Origin of the sequence: Azospirillum sp. TSH58 (assembly GCF_003119115.1) — a bacterium.
GTDB lineage: Bacteria > Pseudomonadota > Alphaproteobacteria > Azospirillales > Azospirillaceae > Azospirillum.
This window is the reverse complement of sequence record NZ_CP022366.1, coordinates 185,473-207,395: the sequence shown is the minus strand read 5'-3', so window position 1 is coordinate 207,395 and position 21,923 is coordinate 185,473. Positions and strand designations below refer to the sequence as shown.

At 70.8% G+C, this 21,923-nt stretch carries 20 protein-coding genes; 14 read left to right on the top strand and 6 right to left on the bottom strand.

Translation table 11 applies throughout. The annotated features are described in order from the left end of the window. The 14 genes from TSH58p_RS19610 (at position 1) to TSH58p_RS19550 (ending at position 14,153) form a co-directional block, all read left to right on the top strand. Positions 1-1,590, top strand: coding sequence for a gamma-glutamyltransferase family protein (locus TSH58p_RS19610; RefSeq protein WP_109068471.1), 1,590 nt, complete (start codon positions 1-3; stop codon positions 1,588-1,590). Positions 1,591-1,663: 73 nt separating this feature from the next. Continuing rightward, a complete protein-coding gene (locus tag TSH58p_RS19605) occupies positions 1,664-2,818 on the top strand; it encodes an ABC transporter substrate-binding protein (RefSeq protein WP_109068472.1) in 1,155 nt (384 codons plus the stop codon). 147 nt (positions 2,819-2,965) lie between these two features. Beyond that, on the top strand, positions 2,966-3,838 hold the full coding sequence (locus TSH58p_RS19600; RefSeq protein ID WP_109068473.1) for a branched-chain amino acid ABC transporter permease: 873 nt from the start codon (positions 2,966-2,968) through the stop codon (positions 3,836-3,838). Beyond that, positions 3,835-4,872 carry a branched-chain amino acid ABC transporter permease gene (locus TSH58p_RS19595; RefSeq protein WP_109068474.1) on the top strand — a complete coding sequence of 346 codons (1,038 nt, stop codon included), beginning with the start codon at positions 3,835-3,837 and terminating at the stop codon, positions 4,870-4,872. The genes TSH58p_RS19600 and TSH58p_RS19595 overlap by 4 nt, the downstream gene beginning before the upstream one ends. Further along, positions 4,869-5,672: an ABC transporter ATP-binding protein gene (locus TSH58p_RS19590; RefSeq protein ID WP_109068475.1), complete on the top strand. Its 804-nt coding sequence runs from the start codon at positions 4,869-4,871 to the stop codon at positions 5,670-5,672. Before TSH58p_RS19595 ends, TSH58p_RS19590 begins: the two co-directional genes overlap by 4 nt. Continuing rightward, complete coding sequence (locus tag TSH58p_RS19585) at positions 5,659-6,363, top strand: ABC transporter ATP-binding protein (protein WP_109068476.1); 705 nt, start codon at positions 5,659-5,661, stop codon at positions 6,361-6,363. The genes TSH58p_RS19590 and TSH58p_RS19585 overlap by 14 nt, the downstream gene beginning before the upstream one ends. 21 nt (positions 6,364-6,384) lie before the next feature. Beyond that, a complete protein-coding gene (locus tag TSH58p_RS19580; RefSeq protein WP_109068477.1) occupies positions 6,385-8,754 on the top strand; it encodes a xanthine dehydrogenase family protein molybdopterin-binding subunit in 2,370 nt (789 codons plus the stop codon). Beyond that, the gene (locus TSH58p_RS19575) at positions 8,751-9,563 is read left to right on the top strand and encodes a xanthine dehydrogenase family protein subunit M (protein ID WP_109068478.1); all 813 of its coding nucleotides are present in this window, start codon (positions 8,751-8,753) and stop codon (positions 9,561-9,563) included. Before TSH58p_RS19580 ends, TSH58p_RS19575 begins: the two co-directional genes overlap by 4 nt. Beyond that, positions 9,560-10,048 carry a (2Fe-2S)-binding protein gene (locus TSH58p_RS33655; protein ID WP_199230033.1) on the top strand — a complete coding sequence of 163 codons (489 nt, stop codon included), beginning with the start codon at positions 9,560-9,562 and terminating at the stop codon, positions 10,046-10,048. Before TSH58p_RS19575 ends, TSH58p_RS33655 begins: the two co-directional genes overlap by 4 nt. A 4-nt stretch (positions 10,049-10,052) precedes the next feature. Beyond that, entirely contained in the window at positions 10,053-10,721 is a 669-nt protein-coding gene (locus tag TSH58p_RS33650; RefSeq protein ID WP_199230034.1) for an SRPBCC family protein, read from the top strand. 65 nt (positions 10,722-10,786) lie between these two features. After that, positions 10,787-11,956 carry an amidase gene (locus TSH58p_RS19565; protein ID WP_109068479.1) on the top strand — a complete coding sequence of 390 codons (1,170 nt, stop codon included), beginning with the start codon at positions 10,787-10,789 and terminating at the stop codon, positions 11,954-11,956. Further along, positions 11,953-12,333: an oxalurate catabolism protein HpxZ gene (hpxZ, locus tag TSH58p_RS19560; protein ID WP_035682152.1), complete on the top strand. Its 381-nt coding sequence runs from the start codon at positions 11,953-11,955 to the stop codon at positions 12,331-12,333. The genes TSH58p_RS19565 and hpxZ overlap by 4 nt, the downstream gene beginning before the upstream one ends. A gap of 96 nt (positions 12,334-12,429) precedes the next feature. Next, a complete protein-coding gene (locus TSH58p_RS19555; RefSeq protein ID WP_094307009.1) occupies positions 12,430-12,915 on the top strand; it encodes a MarR family winged helix-turn-helix transcriptional regulator in 486 nt (161 codons plus the stop codon). A gap of 38 nt (positions 12,916-12,953) precedes the next feature. Beyond that, positions 12,954-14,153, top strand: coding sequence for a DUF1116 domain-containing protein (locus tag TSH58p_RS19550; protein ID WP_109068480.1), 1,200 nt, complete (start codon positions 12,954-12,956; stop codon positions 14,151-14,153). Between the two features lie 28 nt (positions 14,154-14,181). Here the strand turns inward: TSH58p_RS19550 and TSH58p_RS19545 are convergent, their stop codons facing one another. The 6 genes from TSH58p_RS19545 to TSH58p_RS19515 all read right to left on the bottom strand — a co-directional run bounded on the left by TSH58p_RS19545 (position 14,182) and on the right by TSH58p_RS19515 (position 21,844). Beyond that, entirely contained in the window at positions 14,182-15,138 is a 957-nt protein-coding gene (locus tag TSH58p_RS19545; RefSeq protein WP_109469353.1) for an electron transfer flavoprotein subunit alpha/FixB family protein, read from the bottom strand. A 35-nt stretch (positions 15,139-15,173) separates the two neighbouring features. Continuing rightward, a complete protein-coding gene (locus TSH58p_RS19540) occupies positions 15,174-15,923 on the bottom strand; it encodes an electron transfer flavoprotein subunit beta/FixA family protein (RefSeq protein ID WP_109469352.1) in 750 nt (249 codons plus the stop codon). A gap of 31 nt (positions 15,924-15,954) precedes the next feature. Beyond that, positions 15,955-17,406, bottom strand: a complete 1,452-nt coding sequence (locus TSH58p_RS19535) for an FAD-binding oxidoreductase (protein ID WP_247874110.1) — start codon at positions 17,404-17,406, stop codon at positions 15,955-15,957. A 29-nt stretch (positions 17,407-17,435) separates the two neighbouring features. Continuing rightward, positions 17,436-18,890 (bottom strand): aldehyde dehydrogenase family protein, encoded by a 1,455-nt coding sequence (locus TSH58p_RS19530; protein WP_109070854.1) that lies wholly within the window; start codon positions 18,888-18,890, stop codon positions 17,436-17,438. A gap of 154 nt (positions 18,891-19,044) precedes the next feature. Continuing rightward, positions 19,045-20,028: a ketopantoate reductase family protein gene (locus TSH58p_RS19520; RefSeq protein WP_109070853.1), complete on the bottom strand. Its 984-nt coding sequence runs from the start codon at positions 20,026-20,028 to the stop codon at positions 19,045-19,047. 25 nt (positions 20,029-20,053) lie between these two features. Next, a complete protein-coding gene (locus TSH58p_RS19515) occupies positions 20,054-21,844 on the bottom strand; it encodes a TRAP transporter large permease subunit (RefSeq protein ID WP_247895546.1) in 1,791 nt (596 codons plus the stop codon). Positions 21,845-21,923 lie beyond the last annotated feature (79 nt).

The following is a 21,923-nucleotide window of genomic DNA, read 5'->3' as shown; positions in this document are numbered from 1 at the left end:
ATGCTGAACACGCCGCGCAGCCGCCGGGGAATGGTCACCTCCCCGCATCATCTCGCCAGCCAGGCCGGCCTCCAGATCCTGCGCGACGGCGGCACCGCCGTCGAGGCGGCGGTCGCGGTCGCCGCGGCGCTGGCCGTCGTCTACCCGCACATGACCGGCATCGGCGGCGACGGCTTCTGGCTGATCGCCGAGCCGGGGCGCGACCCCGTCGCCATCGACGCCTGCGGCGGGGCGGGCAAGGCCGTCTCGCTCGACCTCTACCGGCGCCGCGGCCACGCGACGGTGCCCTGGCGCGGGCCGCTGGCGGCGAACACGGTCGCCGGCACCATCGACGGCTGGCGCGAGGCGCTGGCGGTCAGCGCCGGCTGGGCCGACCCGCTGCCGCTCGCCCGCATCCTGGAGGAGGCCATTGCCCACGCCGAGCAGGGCATCCCGGTCACCGCCAGCCAGGAGAGGCTGACCCGCCAGAAGCTGCACGAGCTGAAGGACGTTCCCGGCTTCAAGGACACCTTCCTGCCGGGCGGCGCCGTGCCGCTGGAAGGCTCCACGCTGAAGCAGCCGGCGCTGGCCGCCACGCTGCGCCGGCTGGCGGCGGAGGGGCTGGACAGCTTCTACCGCGGGCCGCTCGCCGCATCCATCGCGGCGGATCTGGAGCGCGCCGGGTCGCCGGTGGACGCGGCGGATCTGGCCGCTCACGCGGCGCACCGCCGCCCGGCCCTGTCGGTCGGCGTGCGCGGGGCGCGGCTGTTCAACCACCCGCCGCCGACGCAGGGTCTGGCCTCGCTGATGATCCTCGCGCTGTTCGACCGGCTGGGCGTGACGGAGGGCGAGGGCTTCGACCACATCCACGGACTGATCGAGGCGACCAAGCAGGCCTTCCTGGTGCGCGACCGCGAGGTCGGCGACCCGGCCTACATGGGGCGGGAGGCGCAGAGCTTCCTCGACGCCGCCGTGCTGGACGGTCTGGCGGCGAACATCGACCGCGCCCGCGCGCTGCCCTGGCCGCATGTCGCCAAGCCCGGCGACACGGTGTGGCTGGGCGTGATCGACGGGCAGGGCCGCGCCGTCAGCATGATCCAGAGCGTCTATTTCGAATTCGGCTCCGGCCTCGTCCTGCCGGAGACCGGGATCACCTGGCAGAACCGCGGCGCCTCCTTCCGTCTGGCGGAGGACGGCTGGAACGCGCTGGCGCCGGGGCGCAAGCCCTTCCACACGCTGAACCCGGCGATGGCCCGCTTCGACGACGGGCGCGGCATGGTCTACGGCACCATGGGCGGGGAGGGGCAGCCGCAGACGCAGGCCGCCGTCTTCTCCCGCTACGCGATGTTCGGGCAGGGCCTGCAGGCCGCCGTCACGGCGCCGCGCTGGCTGCTCGGCCGCACCTGGGGCGAGGACAGCGTGACGCTGAAGCTGGAAAACCGCTTCGACCCCGCCCTGGTCGCCGCCCTGCGCGACGCCGGGCACGAAGTCGAGCTGCTCGATCCTTACACGAGCACCATGGGGCATGCGGGCGCCATCGTCCGCCATGCCGACGGAACGCTGGAGGGGGCGACCGATCCCCGCAGCGACGGCGCGGTCGCCGCCTGGTGAATCCACCGGGTGACCACCACCAAGTGACCGCCGCCTACTGACGGTTCAAATCAAAAAGAGGGGGCTAGACGACATGCGGACGATGAAGACCACGGCGTTGCTGCTGAGCGCCGCGCTGCTGGCGCCGGGCGTGGCCTTTGCGCAGGAGACGATCAAGATCGGCGTGACCCAGCCGCTGACCGGCGCGGTCGCCGCGTCGGGCAACTACGTCGCCAACGGCGCGCGGGTGGCGGAGGAGATCGTCAACGCCAACGGCGGCGTTCTCGGCAAGAAGATCCAGCTGATCATCGAGGACAACAAGAGCAATCCGAAGGAAGCCGTCGCCTCCGCCGAGAAGCTGATCGTGCGCGACAAGGTCCCGGTGCTGATGGGCGCCTGGAGTTCCACCTTCACCCTGGCGGTGATGCCGAAGCTGGTGGAGTACGGCGTGCCGATGGTGGTGGAGACCTCCTCCTCGACCAAGATCACCACCTCGGGCAACCCGTGGGTCTTCCGCATCGCCCCGACCTCCGCCATGGAGGCCAAGTCCTTCGCGGAGAAGCTGGACCACTTCCAGCCGGCCATCCAGAAGGCCGATTTCCTAGCGGTGAACAACGACTTCGGCCGCGGCTCGGCCGACGAGTTCCGCAAGATGCTCCAGGCCAAGGGCGTCAAGATCGGCGTCACCGAGACGATGGCGCCGGAGGCCACCGACCTGTCGGCCCAGCTCTCCAGCATCAAGCAGTCGGGCGGCGACACGCTGTTCGTCACCACCGGCGTCGAGCAGATCACCCTGATCCTCAAGCAGGCGGCGGAGCTGCGCCTGCCGCACCGGGTCATCACCAACGGCGGCTCCTCCTCCCCCGACCAGCTCATCGCGCAGGCGGGTGCCGCGGCGGACGGCGGCTACTTCACGCTGTTCTTCGCCCCCTGGTTCCCGGAGAAGGCGGTGCACCCGACGGTCGCCAAGACCTTCGTCGATGGCTGGAACAAGAAGGGCTACGACTTCGCCGGCCTGACCGAGGGCTACCGCGGCTACGACGGCATCATGACCATCGTGGAAGCCATCAAGACGGCCGGCAAGGCCGAGCCGCAGGCCATCCGCGACGCGCTGTGGACCGTCAAGCTGGACGGCGTGAACGGCGACATCGCCTTCAAGAAGGACGGCCCGGAGGGCAAGGAAAGCGGCCAGAACGAGGCCAACGTCTATGTCGTCCAGGTGAAGGACGGCAAGGTGACGATGCCGTAAGGCCCTCCTTTCAAACGCCCGCGCCGCAGGCGTGGGAAGGGTGAGGGTGCTGCCGAGAAGCAGGCACCAATCCTCGGGCGACCCTCACCCGTCGCCTTCGGCGTCACCCTCTCCCGGGACGGGAGAGGGGAAGTAAGGAGACACGCGGTGGAAGCTCATCTGCAGCACCTTTTGAACGCCGTGGTCCTGGGGGGGACCTACGCGCTGCTGGGAATCGGCCTGACGCTGATCTTCGGCATCATGCGCGTGGTCAACTTCACCCATGGCGAGCTTTACACCTTCGGCGCCTACATGGCCTACATGCTGGCCGGGATGATGGGGCTGAACTTCTTCATGTCCCTGGCGATGGCCGCCGTGTTGGGCATGGCGCTGGGCGCGCTGATCGAATTCACGCTGCTGCGCCCGCTGAAGGGCGCGGACATCGACACCACCATGCTGGTGATGATCGGCGCCGGCATCGCCATGCAGGCCGGCGAGCAGCTGGTCTGGGGCGGTGTGGCGAAGTCCGTGCCCAGCCCCTTCCCGACCGAGCCGGTGGTGATCGGGTCGGTGTCGGTGGGCATGAACCGGCTGTTCGTCCTGGGCGTGGCGCTGCTCCTGCTCGGCGGCTTCTACCTGCTCATCAACCGGACGAAGCTCGGCGTGGCCATGCGCGCCACCTTCCAGGACCCGGACACGGCGGCGCTGATGGGCGTCAACCGCGGGCTGATGTACACGCTGACCTTCGCGCTCGGCTCCGGCCTCGCCGCCACGGCGGGGGCGCTGCTCGGCCCGATCTTCGTGGTCACCCCGACCATGGGCGATCTGGTGGCGCTGAAGGCCTTCGCCATCGTCATCCTGGGCGGGCTGGGCAACATCCCCGGCGCCACCATCGGCGGCTTCGTCCTGGCGCTCGCCGAGGAGTTCGGCGCCGGCTACCTGTCGTCGGGCTACCGCGACGCCATGGGCTTCCTGCTGATCATCGCCGTGCTGATCGTGCGGCCTCAGGGTCTCTTCGCCATGAAGGAGCGGATCGGATGACGACGCGTCTCCTCCCCTGGCTGTTCGTGCTGGTCATGGCGGTCGGGCCGCTGTGGCTGGGCGACCAGTACATCCTCTACGTCCTGACCTCGACCGGCATCTTCATCATCGGGGCGATGAGCCTGAACCTGCTGCTCGGCTACACCGGGCAACTCAGCCTCGGCCACATCGCCTTCTTCGGCATCGGCGCCTACACCAGCGCGCTGCTGTCGCTGGGCTTCGACCTCGACCTCGGCGGGGCGGAGCCCTTCGTGCTGGGGCCGCAGCCGGTGTGGGTGGCCTTCCTCGGCGGCATCCTGGTGGCGGCGCTGTTCGGCTTCCTGATCGGCAAGCTCGCCTTCCGGGTGCGCGGGGCCTACTTCGTCATCGTCACCATCAGCTTCGCCCAGGTCATGCGCATGGTCGCGCTGAACTGGGTGGATTTGACCGAAGGGCCGATGGCGCTGAACAACATCCCGCCGCTGTCGGTCTGGCTGCCGTGGGACGGGGTGATCCCGCTCTACAGGAAGGAATACAACTACCTTCTGGTGCTGGCGGTCGCGGTGGTCTGCTTCCTGGTGATCCAGCGGCTGGTGCAGTCGCGGGTGGGCCGGGCGCTGGTGGCGCTGCGCGAGAACGAGTCGCTGGCGCGCTCGGTCGGCATCGACGTGACGCGCTATCTGGTCGTCGCCACGGTGATCGCGGCGGGCATGGCCGGGGCCGCGGGTGGCCTCTACACCCACTACATCCGCATCGTCGATCCGGACGTCTTCATGTTCATCTACACGGTGACCATGGTCATCATGGTGGTGACGGGCGGCAAGGGCACGCTGGCCGGACCGATCGTCGGCGGCCTCGCCTTCGGCATCCTGCCCGAGGTGCTGCGCGAGGTGGCGCGGCCCGAGGTGCAGTGGATCATCTACGGCGTCGCGATGATCGTGGTCGTCTTCTTCCTGCCGCAGGGCATCGTCCCGGCGGTCAAGAACTGGTTCGCCGGCCGCCGCAAGCGCGTCGCCGCCACGGCGCTGGGCCTGCGCAAGGAGACCTCGGCATGAGCCTTGCCCTCGATGAATCCGCCGCGCCGATCCTCGAGGTTCGCGAGGTCGCCGTTCATTTCAGCGGCCTGATCGCCATCGCCTCGATGAGCTTCGCCGTGCCGGAGGGGGAGATCGTCAGCCTGATCGGCCCCAATGGTGCTGGCAAGACGACGGCCTTCAACGTCATCACCGGCTTCCTGAAGCCGACCGGCGGGAACGTGCTGTTCCGCGGCACCGACCTGACGCGCCTGTCCTCCAACCGCATCGCGGGCTTGGGCGTCGTGCGCACCTTCCAGCGCACCAGCATCTTCGCCGGCTGCACCGTCTTCGACAACGTGCTGACCGGGATGCACCGGCAGGGCCGGGCGGAGACCTGGGGGGCGCTGCTGCGGCTCGCCTCGGTGCGGGTGGAGACGGAGCGGATGCGGGCGGCGGTGGCGGAGATCCTGGCCTTCGTCGGCCTGTCGCACCGCGCCGACGAGCTGGCCGGCAACCTCGCCTACGGCGAGCAGCGGTTGCTCGGCATCGCCATCGCGCTGGCCGCCGACCCGAAGCTGCTGCTGCTGGACGAGCCCGCCGCCGGGCTGAACCCGTCGGAGACGGAGGCTTTCATGGGCGTCGTCCAGCGCATCCGCGACCGCGGCGTGACCATCCTGCTGGTGGAGCACGACATGCGCATGGTCATGACCATCTCCGACCGCGTGGTGGTTCTGAACCACGGGCGCATCATCGCCGAAGGCCCGCCGGAGGTCATCCGCGCCAACCCGGACGTGATCCAGGCCTATCTGGGCCAGGGGGTGAAGCATGCTAAAGGTTGAGGGGATCACCGTCTGCTACGGCCAGATCCCGGCGCTCCGCAACGTCTCGCTGACGGTGGAGGAGGGGGAACTGGTCACCCTGATCGGCGCCAACGGCGCCGGCAAGACCACGACGCTGCGCGCCATCAGCGGCCTGCTGCCGCTGGCCTCGGGCCGGATCACCTTCGAGGGGCGGGAGATCGGCAACGCAGCACCCCGCACGGTGCTGGCGCTGGGTGTGGCCCACTGTCCGGAGGGGCGGCGCGTCTTCCCCCACCTGACGGTGCGCGAGAACCTGGAGATGGGCGCCTATCTGCGCCGCGATCATCAGGCGGTGAGCCAGGACATGGAGCGGCTGTTCCACCGCTTCCCCCGCCTGAAGGAGCGGCTGAACCAGCCCGCCGGCACCATGTCGGGCGGCGAGCAGCAGATGCTGGCCATCGCGCGGGCGCTGATGTCGCGCCCGAAGATCGTGCTGTTCGACGAGCCGTCGCTCGGCCTCGCCCCCAACCTCGTGGAGCGCACCTTCGAGATCGTGTCGGACATCCGCCGGGAAGGGACGACCGTGCTGATGGTCGAGCAGAACGCCTACGCCGCGCTCGACATGTGCGACCGCGCCTACCTGCTGGAGAGCGGGCAGGTGATGGAGCAGGGCACGGGGCAGGCCATGCTCGCCAACGACCACATCCAGCGCGCCTATCTGGGCGGTTAAGAAAAAAGAGAGGGTCAGGGAATGGGAGAGGTTTCCACCACCGGCTCGGGCGCCGGTTCCGGTGTGGGCGCCAGGGTCCGCCGCAAGGAGGACGACCGGCTGCTGCGCGGGCGGGGCCGCTTCGTCGGCGACATCGCCCTGGTCGGCATGAAGGAATTGGCCTTCGTGCGCAGCCCGGTCGCCCATGCCACCATCACCGGCATCGAGATCCCCGAGGAGCACCGCGGCGCCGTCTTCACCTGGGCGGATCTGGCGGCGGGCGGCGTCAAGCCGATCCGCGCCGTCTCGGGCCTGCCCGGCTTCAAGGTGTCGGAGCAGCCGGCGCTGGCCGACGGCAAGGTGCGCTTCGTCGGCGAGCCGGTGGCCGTCTGCGTCGCCGCCACCCGCGCCGAGGCCGAGGACATCGCGGCCTCCGTCTTCGTCGATTACGCCGAGCTGCCGGTGAATTCCGACATGCTGGAGGCGGTGACGCCGGGCGCGCCGAAGGTGCACGACCACTGGCCGGACAACGTGTTCCTGGAGACCAACGTCGGCGGGAACATCGCGGAGATCGCCGCCACCGCCCCGGTCAAGGTGTCGCGCACCATCCGCACGGCGCGCCAGTGCATGGTGCCGCTGGAGGGCAAGGGCGTGGTCGCCCATTGGGACCGCCACGTCGAACAGCTCGTCCTGACCACCTCGACCCAGATGCCGCACATCGTGCGCGCCGGCCTGTCGGAATGCCTGGACCTCGACCAGGGGCTGATCCGCGTGGTGGCGCCGGACGTCGGCGGTGGCTTCGGCTGGAAGGGCCTGCTCCAGCCGGAGGAGATCGTGGCCGCCTGGATCGCCATGCGGCTCGACCGCCCCGTCCGCTGGACCGAGGACCGGCGGGAGCATCTGGTCGCCGCCGCCAACGCCCGCGAGCATCATTACGAGATCACCGCCTACGCCGACGCGCGCGGGCGGCTGCTGGGGATCGAGGCCGACGCCTGGGTCGATGCCGGGGCCTACTCCGTCTATCCCTTCTCGGCCTGCCTGGAGGCCGCACAGGTCGGCAGCATCCTGCCCGGCCCCTACGATTTCGCGCATTACCGCTGCCGCACCTTCTCCGTCTGCACCAACAAGCCGCCCATCGTCCCCTACCGCGGCGTGGCGCGCACCGGCGTGTGCTTCGCCATGGAGCAGATGATCGACGCCGTCGCCGACGCCGTGGGGCGGGAGCCGTGGCAGGTCCGGCTGGAGAATCTCGTCCCGCCGGAGAAGATGCCCTTCGACAATGTGACGAAGAAGCATTTCGACAGCGGCGACTATCCCGAATCCGTCCGCCGCGCCGTCGCCGCCATCGAGCTGGAGGGCTGGCGCGCCCGCCAGAAAAACGGAGAGCCGGATGGTCGGCTGATCGGCGTCGGCTTCGCCACCTATTGCGAGCAGTCGGCCCACGGCACCGCCGTCTATCACGGCTGGGGCATCCCCATGGTGCCGGGGCACGAGCAGGCGCAGGCCCGCATCACTCCGGACGGCGGGCTGGAACTGCGCGTCGGCGTGCAGTCGCACGGCCAGAGCATGGAGACCACCTTCGCCCAGGTCGCGCACGAGGTGCTGGGCATCCCGCTGGAGAAGATCAAGCTGGTGCATGGCGACACCGGCCTGACGCCCTATTCGACGGGCACCTGGGGGTCGCGCAGCATGGTCATGGCTGGCGGCGCCGTCGCCACCGCCTGCCGCACGCTCGCCGAGCGGCTGTGCCGGATCGGCGCGCACCTGATGCAGGCCGGTCCGGACGGGGTGGTGCTGGAGGGTGGTGCGGTGAAGGCCGGGGCCGCCGCGGTGACCATCCGCGAGATCGCCCACACCTGGTACCGCGCGCCGCAGCTCCTCCCCGCCGACGTCGACCGGGGCGGGCTGGAGGTCACCGCCGGCTACAAGCCGGGCAGCGACCACGGCACCTTCTCCTACGCCACCCACGCCGTGGCGGTGGCCGTGGACCCGGAGATCGGGCAGGTCGAGATCCTCGATTACGTGGTGGTCGAGGACGCCGGGACCATGGTCAACCCGATGGTCGTCGACGGCCAGATCTACGGCGGCGTCGCCCAGGGCGTCGGCACCGCGCTCTACGAGCGGATGCCCTACGACGCGGAGGGCCAGCCGCTCGCCTCCACCTTCGCGGATTACCTGATCCCCGGATTCACCGAGGTCCCGCACGTGAGGATCATCCACATGCTGACGCCCTCGCCCTACACCGAGTTCGGCGTGAAGGGCATCGGCGAGGGCGGCGCCATCGCCCCGCCGGCCGCGATCTGCAACGCCATCAACGACGCGCTGAAGCCGCTGGGAGTCATCGTGACGAACGCGCCGATGACGCCGGAGGTCATTCTCTCCGCCATCGCGGGCCAGCGGGGTGCGGCATGAAGGCGGTCGATTTCGACTACGCGCAGCCGGCGACGCTGGACGAGGCGCTGGCGCTGCTGGCGCGCGAGGACGTCATGGTGCGGCCCGTCGCCGGCTCCCAGTCGCTCGGCCCCATGCTGAACCTGCGGCTGGCCCAGCCGGAGCTGCTGGTGGACATCACCCGCATCGCCGAGCTTCAAACGATCCGCCGGGAGGGCGACCGGCTGGTCATCGGGGCCTGCGTCACCCACGCGCGGCTGGAGGACGGCGATTACCCGGACGTGACGCGCGGCGTGCTTCCCAGCGTGGCGGCGGTGATCGCCTACCGCGCGGTGCGCAACCGCGGCACCATCGGCGGCAGCCTCGCCCACGCCGACCCGGCGGCGGACTGGGTCAACGTGTTGACCGCGCTCGGCGCCGACGTGGTGATCGCCGGCGCGGGCGGGCGGCGCAGCGTTCCGATGACCGACTTTATCCTGGGTGTCTTCGAGACGGCCCTGCAGCCGGGCGAGATCGTCGCGGAAATCCATGTGCCCGCCCTCTCCGACCGGGCGCGCTGGGGCTACTACAAGGTCTGCCGCAAGACCGGCGAGTTCTCCCACGCCACCGGGGCGGTGCTGATCGACCCGGCCCGCGGCATCCAGCGCTTCGTCGCCGGGGCCACCTCCGGCAAGCCGGTGGTGATCGACGGCCCGGCCCTGTTCGCGGGCGGCTGCACGGAAGCGGCGATGGCCGCGCATCTCGCCGGCAGCCCCGCCGCGGACGACCCCATCGCCCTTCGGACCCACACCGTCGCGCTGAAGCGCGCCATCGCGCAGGTGATATCATGAGCGCCCACGCCAAAACCATTTCCCTGACCGTCAACGGCAAGCGGGTCGAGGCCAGCGTGCCGCCGCGCCAGCATCTCGGCGACTTCCTGCGCGAGCGGGAGCTGCTGACCGGCACCCATCTGGGCTGCGAGCATGGTGTGTGCGGCGCCTGCACCATCCTGATCGACGGCGAGCCGGCGCGCTCCTGCATCACCTTCGCGGTGGCCTGCGACGGGCGGTCCGTGACCACGGTGGAGGGGCTGGACGACGATCCCGTCGCCACGGAGCTGCGCGAGGCCTTCTCCGCCGAGCACGGGCTCCAGTGCGGCTTCTGCACGCCGGGGATGCTGGTGGCGGCGCGCGACGTGGTGCTGCGCCGCCCGGACGCCGACAACCCGGCGATCCGCACGGCGATGAGCGGCAACCTGTGCCGCTGCACCGGCTATGTCGGGATCGTCAACGCCATCCGCCGCGTCATCGACGCGCGCAACACGAACGCGGGGTAAGCCCATGCCGACCATGACCCAGACCCTTGCCGTCAATTTCCCGCGCGCCCGCGTCTGGCCGCTGCTCGGCGACGTGGAGCAGGTGATGTCCTGCATGCCCGGCGCCTCGCTGACCAAGCCGCGCGAGGGCGACCGCATCTTCGGGCAGATGCGCGTGAAGCTCGGCCCCATCGCCGCCGTCTTCGCGGGGGAGGGCACGCTGGCGATGGACGAGGCGACCCACACCGGCGTCATCCACGGCCAGGGCACGGACCCCAAGAACAACTCCCGCGCCAAGGCCGACGTGACCTTTTCGGTTTTGGAAGAGGGTGCGGGGACGCGCATCGACCTGACCGTCGATTTCACCCTGACCGGCGTGCTGGCCCAGTTCAGCCGCGGCGCCATCGTTCAGGAGATCGCCAACCGCCTGACCGCCGAGTTCGCCCGCAACCTGGAAGCCAAGCTGGCGGCGAGCGCACCGGCGGAGGTGATGGCGGCTGCGTCTTCGGACACGGCGGCCGCCCCGGTTCCCGAGCCTGCCGCCGAGTCCGCCCCCGAACCGACCCCCGAGCCGGCCCCCGAGCCAGCCAAGGAACTGAACGCTGGCAATCTGCTGTGGGTGATGCTGAAAGACTGGCTGCGTGGCCTGTTCGGCGGCCGCTCTCTGCAAAACAACCACAGCCGTTCCCGATAATCCCTCTTCCGCCCCGGGAGAGGGAGTGCCGTGCCGTTTCCGAACGTGAGATTGACCACCGCATCATGCCGAACGATCCTCTGAACGCCTTCGTCCCCTACGGCCGGACCGAGGTCGCCAGTGCCGCAAGCGGCCCGCTGGCCGGGCTGCGCTTTGCGGTGAAGGACCTGTTCCACATCGCCGGCCTGCCCACCGGGGCCGGCAACCCGGACTGGCTGCGCACCCACGAGGTTCCGCGGGAGACCGCCCCCGCCGTGCAGCGGCTGTTGGACGCCGGGGCGCGCGTCGCCGGCAAGACCCTGACCGACGAGCTGGCCTGGAGCCTGGCCGGCGAGAACGCCCACTATGGCACGCCGGAGAACCCGCAGGCGCCGGGCCGCATCCCCGGCGGCTCCTCCAGCGGGTCGGCCTCCGCGGTGGCGGGCAGGGCGGTGGATTTCGCCATCGGGACGGACACCGGCGGGTCGGTCCGCCTGCCGGCGAGCTATTGCGGTCTCTACGGGATCCGGCCCACCCACGGGGCGGTTCCGCTGGACGGCTCCGTTCCCCTGGCGCCGAGCTTCGACACCGTGGGCTGGTTCGCGCGCGAGGCGGCGCTGCTCCGCCGCGTCGGGGCGGTGGTGCTGCCCCCGGCGTCCGCCCCGGCGCTCCGCCGCCTGCGGGTCGCCGAGGACGCCTTCGCCGTGGCGGGGGAGACGGTGCGCGCCGCCCTCACCCCGGCCTTGGAGCGGCTGCGCGAGCGGTTCGGGGGTGCGGAGACCGTGACGCTGGCCCCGGAGGGGCTGGATCGATGGCGCCCGGTCTTCCAGACGCTCCAGGCCGCCGAGGCCTGGGCGGCGCACGGCGCCTGGATCGCGGCGACGAAGCCGACCTTCGGCCCGGGGGTGCGCGATCGCTTCGCCGCGGCCGCCACGCTCGATCCCGCCCTGGCCCGCGCGGCGGCGGAGGCGCGGGAGGGCATCCGGCGGCGAATGGACGCCCTTCTGGGAACGGACGGGCTCATCATCCTGCCCAGCGCGCCGGGCATCGCGCCGCTGCGCGGCTCGTCGGGGGCGGCGGTGGACGCGGAGCGCGGTCGGGCGCTGGCGATCCTCTGCCCCGCCGGTCTGGCCGGTCTGCCGCAAGTCTCCATTCCCGCGGCGCGGCTCCAGGGCTGCCCGCTCGGCCTGTCGCTGATCGGCCCGCGCGGCAGCGATTCGACGCTTCTGGCCATCGCCGAGGACCTCTTCGCATGACGCTTGAGATCAACATCCCCGAGGTGGTGGCCGAGGTCACCGCCGCCTTCGAGCGCTACGAGCGCGCGCTGACCGGCAACGACGTGGCGGTCCTGGACGAGCTGTTCTGGAACCACCCGGCGACCCTGCGCTACGGCGTGGGCGAGAACCTGTACGGCTACGACGCCATCGCCGCCTTCCGCCAGGGCCGCCCGGCGGCGGGGCTGGACCGGAGCTTGCGCAACACCGTCATCACCACCTATGGCCGCGACATGGCGACCGCCAACACCGAATTCACGCGCCCTTCCACCGAGCGCGTCGGGCGGCAGAGCCACACCTGGGTCCGCATGCCGGAGGGCTGGCGGATCGTCGCGGCGCATGTGTCGCTGATGGGCTAGGCGCCACCGTCTTCCGGCCCGGTTGCCGATCCTCCGGCCCGCCGCCATCCTCTCTGGAAGTCAATTTTCCAAACCCGCTCCGACGGACCGCCCGCGATGACATTAGACGACCCCCTGATCGAAGAGGCGTACCGCGTCCTGGCGGAGCGTCCCGGATTCCTCATCCGCCGCCTGCACCAGATCCACGTCGCCATGTTCATGGAGGAGTGCGCGGAGTTCAACATCACCCCCGTCCAGTACAGCGTGCTGACCGCCCTGGCGGAACGCCCCGACCTGGATCAGGTGACGCTGGGTGCCCAGATCGGCATCGACCGCACGACCACGGCGGGCGTGCTGGCGCGGCTGGCCGAGCGCGGGCTGATCCAGCGCCGGGCCAGCCCGGTGGACAAGCGCATGAAGCTGGCCGCCATCACGGCGGAGGGCCGGAAGCTGCTGCGCCGCATGGACAAGAAGGCCCAGCGCGCCCACGACCGCACCATCGCGCCCCTGCCGAAGGAGGACCGGGCGGTCTTCCTGCGCTACCTGCTGCATCTGGTCGACGCCAGCAACGGCTACGGCCGCGCCCCGCTGCATTTGCCGTAACGGCACCGTAAACACCGAGAGAGTTGGGGATACACGCGATGAACGACGCCACTTCGCGGGCCGTGGAGCGGATGCTGGCCGCCGTTCCGGTGTGGACGGAAACCGGAACCGCCGGGGAGCGGATCGGGCTCGACCGCCACACGCTGCTGCACGCCGGGCCGCCCTTCGCCGATCCGGCGGAGATCTGCCCGCCGATCCTCAACGCCGCCGCCGCGGCGCTGCTGTTCGAAGGTGTGGCCGGCGGCGTGGAGGAGGCCCGTGCCATGGTCTTGAGCGGCGCCGTGACGCTGCGCCCGGCGCAGGACATGGGCGTGGTCACCCCGCTGGCCGCCGTCGTGTCGCGGTCGATGTGGCTGCATGTGGTGGAGGATGCGGGCGGCTCCGGCGCCCGCGCCTACAGCCCGCTCAACGAGGGCGGCGGCCCCGCCTTGCGCTTCGGCATCGTCAGCGGGGCGGTGGTGGAGCGGCTGCGCCTGCTGCACGGCGCGGTCGGCCCGGCGCTGGCCGGGATCGGGCCGGTGGAATTGCGTGGCATCGCCTGCGAGGCGATGGGGCAGGGGGACGAGTTGCACGGGCGCGTCGGGGTGGCTTCGGCGCTGCTGACCGAGACGCTGGTGTCGCGGCTGGGCGGGACCGGCGCGGTCTGCGCCTTCCTGAAGGAGGCCGGGCAGTTCTTCCTCAACCCCTGGATGGCCGCCTGCAAGGCGATGATGCTGGCCGCCGACGGCGTGCCGGGGGCGGCGCTGGTCACGGCGGCGGGTGGCAACGGGGTGCGCTTCGGGCTGCGCCTGTCCGGCATGATGGGCGAGGGCTGGGCGAGCGCGCCGGTGGCCGCCCCGCAAGGGCCGGACATTGGTACTCCCCGCCCGCGCCTGCCGGCGATCGGGGACAGCGCCGTCATCGACGCGCTGGGCTTCGGCGCGCTGGCCCTCGACGCCGCCCCGCTGCTGCGGGCGGAGCTGGGGGCAGCGGCCGAAACGGCCATCGCGGCGGCGGACCGGCTGCTCTGCGCCGACCATCCCGTCCACGGGCGGCGCGTCGGGCTGGACGCCCGCGCCGTGCTGCTGGGCGGCCCGGTGCCCCCCGTCTGTCTGGCCGCCCTGCACGCGGCGGGGGAGGACGGGATCGTCGGGCGCGGCCTCGCCTGGCATCCGCCCTCCTGCCACGCCGAGGCGGTGGCGGCGGTGCACCGGTTGAGCCGCGCCGATTTTCCGGACGCCTCCACCTCCTGCGCGTAACGTCAGCGGGGGCGCGAGCCTGTCGGCGTCACACCCCGGCCGTCAGCTCCGGCACCGCCTTGAAGAGGTCGGCGACGAGGCCGTAGTCGGCGACCTGGAAGATCGGCGCCTCCTCGTCCTTGTTGATGGCGACGATGACCTTGCTGTCCTTCATGCCGGCGAGGTGCTGGATGGCCCCGGAAATGCCGACGGCGATGTACAGCTCGGGCGCCACGATCTTGCCGGTCTGGCCGACCTGGTAGTCGTTCGGCACGAAGCCGGCGTCCACCGCCGCGCGGCTGGCCCCGACCGCCGCCCCCAGCTTGTCGGCCAGCGCCTCCAGCAGCTTGAAGTTGTCGCCCGACTGCATGCCGCGGCCGCCCGACACCACGATCTTGGCCTGGGTCAGCTCCGGACGCTCCGATTTCGTCAGCTCCTGGCCGACGAACCTGGCCGAGCCGGCGTCGCCCGTCCCGGCGATGCTCTCGACCGTCGCCGAGCCGCCCGTGGCGGCGGCCGCCTCGAAGGCGGTGGTGCGCACCGTGACGACCTTGATCGGGTCGGCGGACTTCACCGTGGCGATGGCGTTGCCGGCGTAGATCGGCCGCTCGAAGGTGTCGGCGGAGACCACCCCGGTGATGTCGGAGATCGCCGCGACGTCGAGCAGCGCGGCGACGCGCGGCAGCAGATTCTTGCCCTCCGACGAGGCGGCGGCCAGAAGATGCTCATACTTTTCGGGGCCGTAGCCCTTGGCCAGACCGACGACCAGCGGCGCGACGTTCTCCGGCAGCGGGTGGGCGTAGGCCGCGTCGTCGGCCAGCAGCACCTTGGCCACCCCGGCGATCTTGGACGCCGCCTCGGCGACGGCCTGGGCGCCCTGGCCGGCGACCAGCACGTGGATGTCGCCCTGAACCGAGCTGGCGATCTTGGCGGCGGCGCCGACCGCGTTCAGCGTGGCGGCCTTCAGCGCGGCGTTGTCGTGTTCGGCGATGACGAGAATGGACATGTCAGATCATTTCCCCTTTAGAGCCGGTGGGCCCTTCAGATCGCGCGGGCTTCGTTCTTGAGCTTGTCGACCAGGGCGGCGACGTCGGCGACCTTGACGCCGGCCTTGCGCTTGGCCGGCTCGGCGACCTTGAGCGTGGTCAGGCGCGGCGCCACGTCGACACCCAGCGCGTCGGGGGCCAGCGTCTCGATGGGCTTCTTCTTGGCCTTCATGATGTTGGGCAGCGAGGCGTAGCGCGGCTCGTTGAGGCGCAGGTCGGCGGTGACGACCGCCGGCAGCGTCAGCTGCACCGTCTCCAGGCCGCCGTCGATCTCGCGGGTCACAGTGACCGCGCCCTCGCCCGGCGTGACCTTGGAGGCGAAGGTGCCCTGCGGCCAGCCCAGCAATGCTGCGAGCATCTGGCCGGTCTGGTTGCAGTCGTCGTCGATCGCCTGCTTGCCCAGGATGACCAGCGTCGGGCCTTCCTTGTCGACGAGCGCCTTGAGCACCTTGGCGACGGCCAGGGGCTGCGTCTCGGCGTCGGTCTGGACCAGGATGCCGCGGTCGGCGCCCATGGCGAGGCCGGTGCGCAGCGTCTCCTGCGCCGCCGTCGGGCCGACGGTGACCACGATGACCTCGGTCGCCGTGCCGGCTTCCTTGAGGCGGACGGCCTCTTCGACGGCGATCTCGTCGAAGGGGTTCATGCTCATCTTCACGTTGGCGGTCTCAACGCCGGAGCCGTCCGCCTTGACGCGGATCTTGACGTTGTAATCGACCACCCGCTTGACCGGGACGAGGATCTTCATCGGATGCGGTCCTTGTTTGGCCGGGCCGCGCTCAGGCGCGCAGGATCTTGCCGGGGTTCATGATGTTGTGCGGATCGAAGGCGCGCTTCAGCGTCGCCATCATGTCCAGCTCGACCGGGGACTTGTAGCGCGGCATCTCGTCGATGCGCAGCCGCCCGATGCCGTGCTCGGCGGAGATGGAGCCGCCAAGGTCGACCACGATGTCGTGGACGATGGCGTTGACCGTCGCAAGCTTCGCCTTCCATTCGGCCGGGTCGCCGCCCTCCGCCTGGATCGGGTTGAAGTGGATGTTGCCGTCGCCGAGATGGCCGAAGGCGAAGGGGCGGATGCCCGGGCATTCCCGCTCCAGCGCCGCGTTGGCGCGGTCGAGGAAGCGCGCCACGCGGGAGATCGGCACCGACACGTCGTGCTTGAAGGACACGCCCTCGCGCTTCTGGCCTTCCGGAATGCCCTCGCGGATGCGCCACAGCGAATCGGCCTGGGCCTTGGAGGCGGCGACGACGCCGTCCAGCACCTCCCCGGCCTCCATTCCGGCTTCCAGGATGCCTTCCAGCATCTCGGCCAGACGGTTGCCGCCGTCCTGGTCGGCCAGCTCGACCAGCACGTACCAGGGATAGCGGTCGCGCAGTGGGTCGGGCACGTCCGGCACATGGCGGCGGGCCACGTCGATGCAGTCGCGCTGGATCAGCTCGAAGGTGATGATGCGGTCGCCGGCGACACCCTTGGCGCGGGTCAGCAGATCGACGGCGTCGCTGGGCGCCGACACCGCGACCAGCGCCGTGGCGGTGGCGCGCGGCAGCGGCGACAGCTTCAGCACCGCGGCGGTGACGATGCCCAGCGTGCCCTCCGACCCGATGAAGATCTGCTTCATGTCGTAGCCGGCGTTGTCCTTGCGCAGCCCGCGCAGCCCGTCCCAGATCCGCCCGTCGGGCAGCACCACCTCCAGCCCGGCGACGAGGTTGCGCATGTTGCCGTAGCGCACGACCTGCACGCCGCCGGCGTTGGTGGCGATGTTGCCGCCGATCTGGCAGGAGCCCTCGGCGGCGAGGCTCATCGGGAACAGACGGCCGATGTCGCGCGCCGCGTTCTGGATGTTGGCGAGGATGCAGCCGGCCTCGACCGTCATCGTGTCGTTGTCGATGTCGATCTCGCGGATGCGGTTCAGCCGGTTGGTGGAGAGGACGATCTCCGTCCCGTCGGCGTGCGGCTGGCTGGCCCCGGTCAGGCCGGTGTTGCCGCCTTGGGGCACGATGGGGGTGCGCGTCTCCGCGCAGATGCGCACCACGGCGGCCAGCGCCTCGGTGCTGTCGGGAAGCACCACGGCGGGGGAGCGGCCGACCCAGCCGTCGCGCCAGGATTCCATGAAGGGCTGCATGGTGCCGGGATCGGTGATCAGCCCGCGGTCGCCGACGATGGCGTGGATCGGGGCGAGCACGGCCGTCGCGAAGTCCGGCCGCCCGGTGTTCAGGGTGTCATTGGACAAGAAGGCTCTCCCTGGGCTTCGGTTCGGCGTCACAGCGCGCGATAGGCCGTCTTGATGATGGTGTAGAACTCGATGGCGGAGCGTCCCTGCTCGCGCGGGCCGTAGCTCGACATCTTCCGGCCGCCGAAGGGGACGTGGTAGTCGACGCCGGCCGTCGGCAGGTTCAGCATGGTCATGCCGGCCTGGATGTTGGCCTGGAAGTGGCGGGCGTGCTTCATCGAGTTGGTGATGATGCCCGACGACAGGCCGTAGTCGGTGTCGTTGGCCACATGCAGGGCCTCCTCGTAATCCTTGACGCGGATGACGCTGGCGACCGGGCCGAACACCTCCTCCCGGTTGATGGTCATGGCGTTGCTGGTCTCGGTGAACAGGGTCGGTGCCAGGAACCAGCCGCGCGTCGGCCGGTCCAGCCGCCCGCCGCCGGAGGCCAACTGCGCGCCTTCCTTCAGGCCGGTGTCGATGTATTGCAGGTTCTTGGTGAGCTGGAACTCGTCGATGACCGGGCCGATCTGCGTCTCCGGCAGCAGGGCGTGGCCGACGCGCAGCGCCGCCATCCGCTCCGTCATCGCGGCGACGAAGGCGTCGTGGATCGAATCCTCGACGATGAAGCGGCCGGTGGCGGTGCAGCGCTGGCCGGCATGGAAATAGGCGCTGTTGACGCCGATCTCGGCGGCGCGTTCCGGGTCGGCGTCGCCCAGCACGACCAGCGGGTTCTGGCCGCCCAGCTCCAGCTGGACACGGATCATGCGCTCCGCGCAACGCACGGCGATGCGCCGCCCGGTGTTGACCGAGCCGGTGAAGGACACCGCGTCCACCGCGTCGACCACGGCGGCGCCGACGTTCGGGCCGGCGCCGATCACCAGATTGAACAGGCTGCTGGGCATGCCGTGGGCCTCCAGCGCCTCCGCGATGAGGCGGGTGACGGCGATGGAGATGCCGGGGGTCTTCTCCGACGGCTTCCAGATCACCGCGTTGCCGAAGGCCAGCGCCGGGGCGATCTTCCACATCGGCGTGGCGACCGGGAAGTTCCAGGGCGTGACGAGGCCGATGACGCCGACCGGCTCGCGCGTCACGTCGACCTCGACCCCCGGCCGCACCGAGCCCAGCGTCTCGCCGGGCGCCCGCAGCGCCTCGGCGGCGAAGAAGCGGGCGAGGTGGGCGGCGCGGGTGATCTCGCCCAGCGCGTCGGGAATGGTCTTGCCGCCCTCGGTCGCGGCGATGCGCGCCAGCTCGTCCTTGCGGTCGAACAGCGCGCGGGAGATGGCGTCGAGCACCAGCGAGCGCTGCTCCACCGTGGCGGCGCGCCATTGCGGCTGGGCGGCGCGGGCCGCGGCAACGGCCTCCGTCACGTCCTCGGCGCCGGCGAGCGAGTAGGAGCCGGCCAGCTCGTCCAGATTCGACGGGTTGAAGATGTCGAGCCGCTCGCGGCCCGGACGCCAGGAGCCGGCGATGAAGTTGGTGATGCGATCGGAAGCGGGGGACATGTCGTTTTTTCTCCGGGGGACGTTCTTCAGTGGCGCTGGTCCTTGCCCCCACCCCGGCCCTCCCCCGCTGCGCAGGGGAGGGTGATTTTCGCGAAGCGGCGGCAGTCCCCTCCCCTGCGTGAGCGGGGGAGGGCCAGGGTGGGGGCACGTGCGCTCAGTCGGCGCGCGCCACCCGCTCCTTCAGGGCGGTCAGCGCCCACAATGTTTCGATGGTCGGCACCGGCACGCCGCGGCGTCGGGCCAGCTCCAGGACGGTGGTCACGATGGGGTCGATCTCCATGCTCCGCCCCGCCTCGAAATCCTGGAGCATCGACGGCTTGTGGCCCGGCACGCCGCTGCCCCGGCTCAGCCGATCGTCGATGTCGTCGGGCAGGGCGACGCCCCAGGCATGGGCGACCTCCAGGCATTCGCGCATCAGCCGGCCCTGGACGGCGGCCATGCCGGGGGCCTGCTCCATGGCGCCCATGGTGGCGCCGGTCAGCACGCTGGTCGGGCCGACCGCCATGTTGAGCATCAGCTTGCTCCACAGCGGCACGCGGATGTCGGCGGGCAGGCGCGCGGTGGCGCCCGCCGCGTTGAAGGAGTCGGCCAGCGCCGCCAGCTTTTCCGAGTGGTCGCCGGGCCGGGGGGCGCCGAAGGCCAGCACCGGCAGGGCGGTGTGGGCGACGACGCCGGGCTCGACGATGCGGGCGGGCAGCACCTCCATCACGCAGGCGGCGACCCGCTCCGGCCCGATGGCCGACCAGATGGCGCCGCCGGGATCGACCACCTCCAGCGGCTCCGGCGTCACGCCGTCCCCGGCGCCGTACAGGTACCACCAGGGAATGCCGTTCTGCGCAGCCACCACCAGCGTGTCCGGCCCGCACAGCGCCGGGAAGGACGGGGCCAGGGCCGGCAGCCCGTGCCCCTTCACCGTGACGATCACCACGTCCTGCGGGCCGAGGTCGGCGGCGGAATCGCTGGCCCGCGGCCGGCTGGTCAGCGTCCCCTTGGGCGTCTGCACGGTCAGCCCGCCGTCGCGGATCGCCGCGAGATGGGCGCCGCGGGCCAGCAGCGACAGCTCGTGCCGGCCCGTGGCGGCGAGATACCCGGCCAGCGCGCCGCCAACGGCGCCGGCTCCTACGACGGCGATGCGCATGTCGTTCTCCCTTCCTCAGTCTCGATCACTTGAATTCCAGCGGCGGCAGGTCGTCGTCGAGGTCGCCGCCAAGGCCCTTGAACTGCTCCTCGATCTGCTTGTCGTCGAGCTTGGTGGCGGTCGACTTGTAGTGCATGACCATCTGCGGGAAGGCGATCACCAGAGCCACCATGACGAGCTGGATGACGACGAAGGGCACCGCACCCCAGTAGATCTGGCTGGTCAGGACGGGGGCCGTCTCCTTCTTCGTGATGCGGTCGATGTAGGGCACCTTCGGCGCCACCGAGCGCAGGAAGAACAGCGAGAAGCCGAAGGGCGGGTGCATGAAGCTGGTCTGCATGTTCACCGCCAGGATGACGCCGAACCACACCAGGTCGATGCCCAGACGGTCCGCCGCCGGGGCCAGCAGCGGGATGACGATGAAGGCCAGCTCGAAGAAGTCGAGGAAGAAGGCCAGCAGGAAGACCATCACGCTGACCGCGATCAGGAAGCCCATCTGGCCGCCGGGCAGGGAGACCATCAGCTCCTCGACCCAGATGTGGCCGTTGACGCCGTAGAAGGTCAGCGAGAACACCCGCGCGCCGATCAGGATGAACAGCACGAAGGACGCCAGCTTGGCCGTCGCGTAGGTGGCCTGCCGCACCATGTCGAAGTTCAGGCGCTTCTTCATGGCCGCCAGCGCCAGCGCGCCGACGGCGCCCATGGCGCCGCCCTCGGTCGGGGTGGCGAGGCCGATGAAGATGGTGCCCAGCACCAGGAAGATCAGCGCCAGCGGCGGCACCATGACGAAGGTCGCCTGCTCCGCCATGCGGGAGATCAGGCGCTTGCCGGTCGCCCGCTCAACCACCGCCACCGTCAGGGCGTAGAGCGCGCCCGCCGCGATGGAATCGCCGATCAGGGCCAGGGTGGTCCACCCGTTCACCGTCAGCCACGCCGCCCCCGCGGTCAGCGCCGCCGTGGCGACGGACTGCAGGACGAGGCGCTGCGCGCCGAAGCCGCGGTTGAAGGCGGCCGCCAGGAAGGCGACCAGCACCGCCACCGACAGCAGCAGCACGACATAGTCGGCGCCGGACTTCACGTCGGTGCGGCCCATCACCCAGGTGGCGACCGCGCCCGAGAACAGGGCGAGCAGGCCGAGCTGCCAGACGCCGCGCGCGCCGTTCGGCTCGCGGTGGGCGATGGCCTCCGGCGGCAGGCCGGGGGCGGCCTTTGGCCAGATCATCGAGACGACGAAGACGTAGAGCGCGTAGAGGCCAGCCAGCAGCAGGCCGGGAATGAAGGCGGCCTCGTACATGTCGCCGACCGAGCGGCCGAGCTGGTCGGCCATGACGATCAGCACCAGCGACGGCGGGATGATCTGGGCCAGCGTGCCCGACGCCGCGATGACGCCCGACGCCAAGCGGCGGTCGTAGCCGTAGCGCAGCATGATCGGCAGCGAGATCAGGCCCATCGAGATCACCGACGCGGCCACCACGCCCGTCGTCGCGGCGAGCAGCGCGCCGACGAAGATCACCGCGTAGGCCAGACCGCCGCGGATCGAGCCGAACAGCTGCCCGATGGTGTCGAGCAGATCCTCGGCCATACCGGACCGCTCCAGCACCAGACCCATGAAGGTGAAGAAGGGCACGGCCAGCAGCACGTCGTTGTTCATCGTGCCGTAGACGCGCTCGGGCAGCGCCTGGAACAGGTCGGGGCGGAACAGTCCGATCTCGATGCCGATCAGGCCGAACAGCAGCCCGTTGGCGGCCAGCGCGAAGGCCACCGGATAGCCCAGCAGCAGCATGCCGACCAGCGTGGCGAACATGATCGGCGCCATGTTGTGGCCGAACCAGCCGCGCCAGCCGTCCTGTTCGGCCAGCGCCGCGGCGCCGGGCACCGGCAGCACGTAGAGCGCC

What these genes read in the sequence shown, in the direction of transcription:
- TSH58p_RS19520 (WP_109070853.1), bottom strand. Translation starts at nt 20,028, where the DNA reads ATGCGCATCGCCGTCGTAGGAGCCGGCGCCGTTGGCGGCGCGCTGGCC.
- TSH58p_RS19575 (WP_109068478.1), top strand. Translation starts at nt 8,751, where the DNA reads ATGAAGGCGGTCGATTTCGACTACGCGCAGCCGGCGACGCTGGACGAG.
- TSH58p_RS19605 (WP_109068472.1), top strand. Translation starts at nt 1,664, where the DNA reads ATGCGGACGATGAAGACCACGGCGTTGCTGCTGAGCGCCGCGCTGCTG.
- TSH58p_RS19610 (WP_109068471.1), top strand. Translation starts at nt 1, where the DNA reads ATGCTGAACACGCCGCGCAGCCGCCGGGGAATGGTCACCTCCCCGCAT.
- TSH58p_RS19585 (WP_109068476.1), top strand. Translation starts at nt 5,659, where the DNA reads ATGCTAAAGGTTGAGGGGATCACCGTCTGCTACGGCCAGATCCCGGCG.
- TSH58p_RS19565 (WP_109068479.1), top strand. Translation starts at nt 10,787, where the DNA reads ATGCCGAACGATCCTCTGAACGCCTTCGTCCCCTACGGCCGGACCGAG.
- TSH58p_RS19595 (WP_109068474.1), top strand. Translation starts at nt 3,835, where the DNA reads ATGACGACGCGTCTCCTCCCCTGGCTGTTCGTGCTGGTCATGGCGGTC.
- TSH58p_RS19550 (WP_109068480.1), top strand. Translation starts at nt 12,954, where the DNA reads ATGAACGACGCCACTTCGCGGGCCGTGGAGCGGATGCTGGCCGCCGTT.
- hpxZ (WP_035682152.1), top strand. Translation starts at nt 11,953, where the DNA reads ATGACGCTTGAGATCAACATCCCCGAGGTGGTGGCCGAGGTCACCGCC.
- TSH58p_RS19530 (WP_109070854.1), bottom strand. Translation starts at nt 18,890, where the DNA reads ATGTCCCCCGCTTCCGATCGCATCACCAACTTCATCGCCGGCTCCTGG.
- TSH58p_RS19580 (WP_109068477.1), top strand. Translation starts at nt 6,385, where the DNA reads ATGGGAGAGGTTTCCACCACCGGCTCGGGCGCCGGTTCCGGTGTGGGC.
- TSH58p_RS19555 (WP_094307009.1), top strand. Translation starts at nt 12,430, where the DNA reads ATGACATTAGACGACCCCCTGATCGAAGAGGCGTACCGCGTCCTGGCG.
- TSH58p_RS19515 (WP_247895546.1), bottom strand. Translation starts at nt 21,844, where the DNA reads ATGGCGCCGATCATGTTCGCCACGCTGGTCGGCATGCTGCTGCTGGGC.
- TSH58p_RS19590 (WP_109068475.1), top strand. Translation starts at nt 4,869, where the DNA reads ATGAGCCTTGCCCTCGATGAATCCGCCGCGCCGATCCTCGAGGTTCGC.
- TSH58p_RS19540 (WP_109469352.1), bottom strand. Translation starts at nt 15,923, where the DNA reads ATGAAGATCCTCGTCCCGGTCAAGCGGGTGGTCGATTACAACGTCAAG.
- TSH58p_RS19545 (WP_109469353.1), bottom strand. Translation starts at nt 15,138, where the DNA reads ATGTCCATTCTCGTCATCGCCGAACACGACAACGCCGCGCTGAAGGCC.
- TSH58p_RS33655 (WP_199230033.1), top strand. Translation starts at nt 9,560, where the DNA reads ATGAGCGCCCACGCCAAAACCATTTCCCTGACCGTCAACGGCAAGCGG.
- TSH58p_RS33650 (WP_199230034.1), top strand. Translation starts at nt 10,053, where the DNA reads ATGCCGACCATGACCCAGACCCTTGCCGTCAATTTCCCGCGCGCCCGC.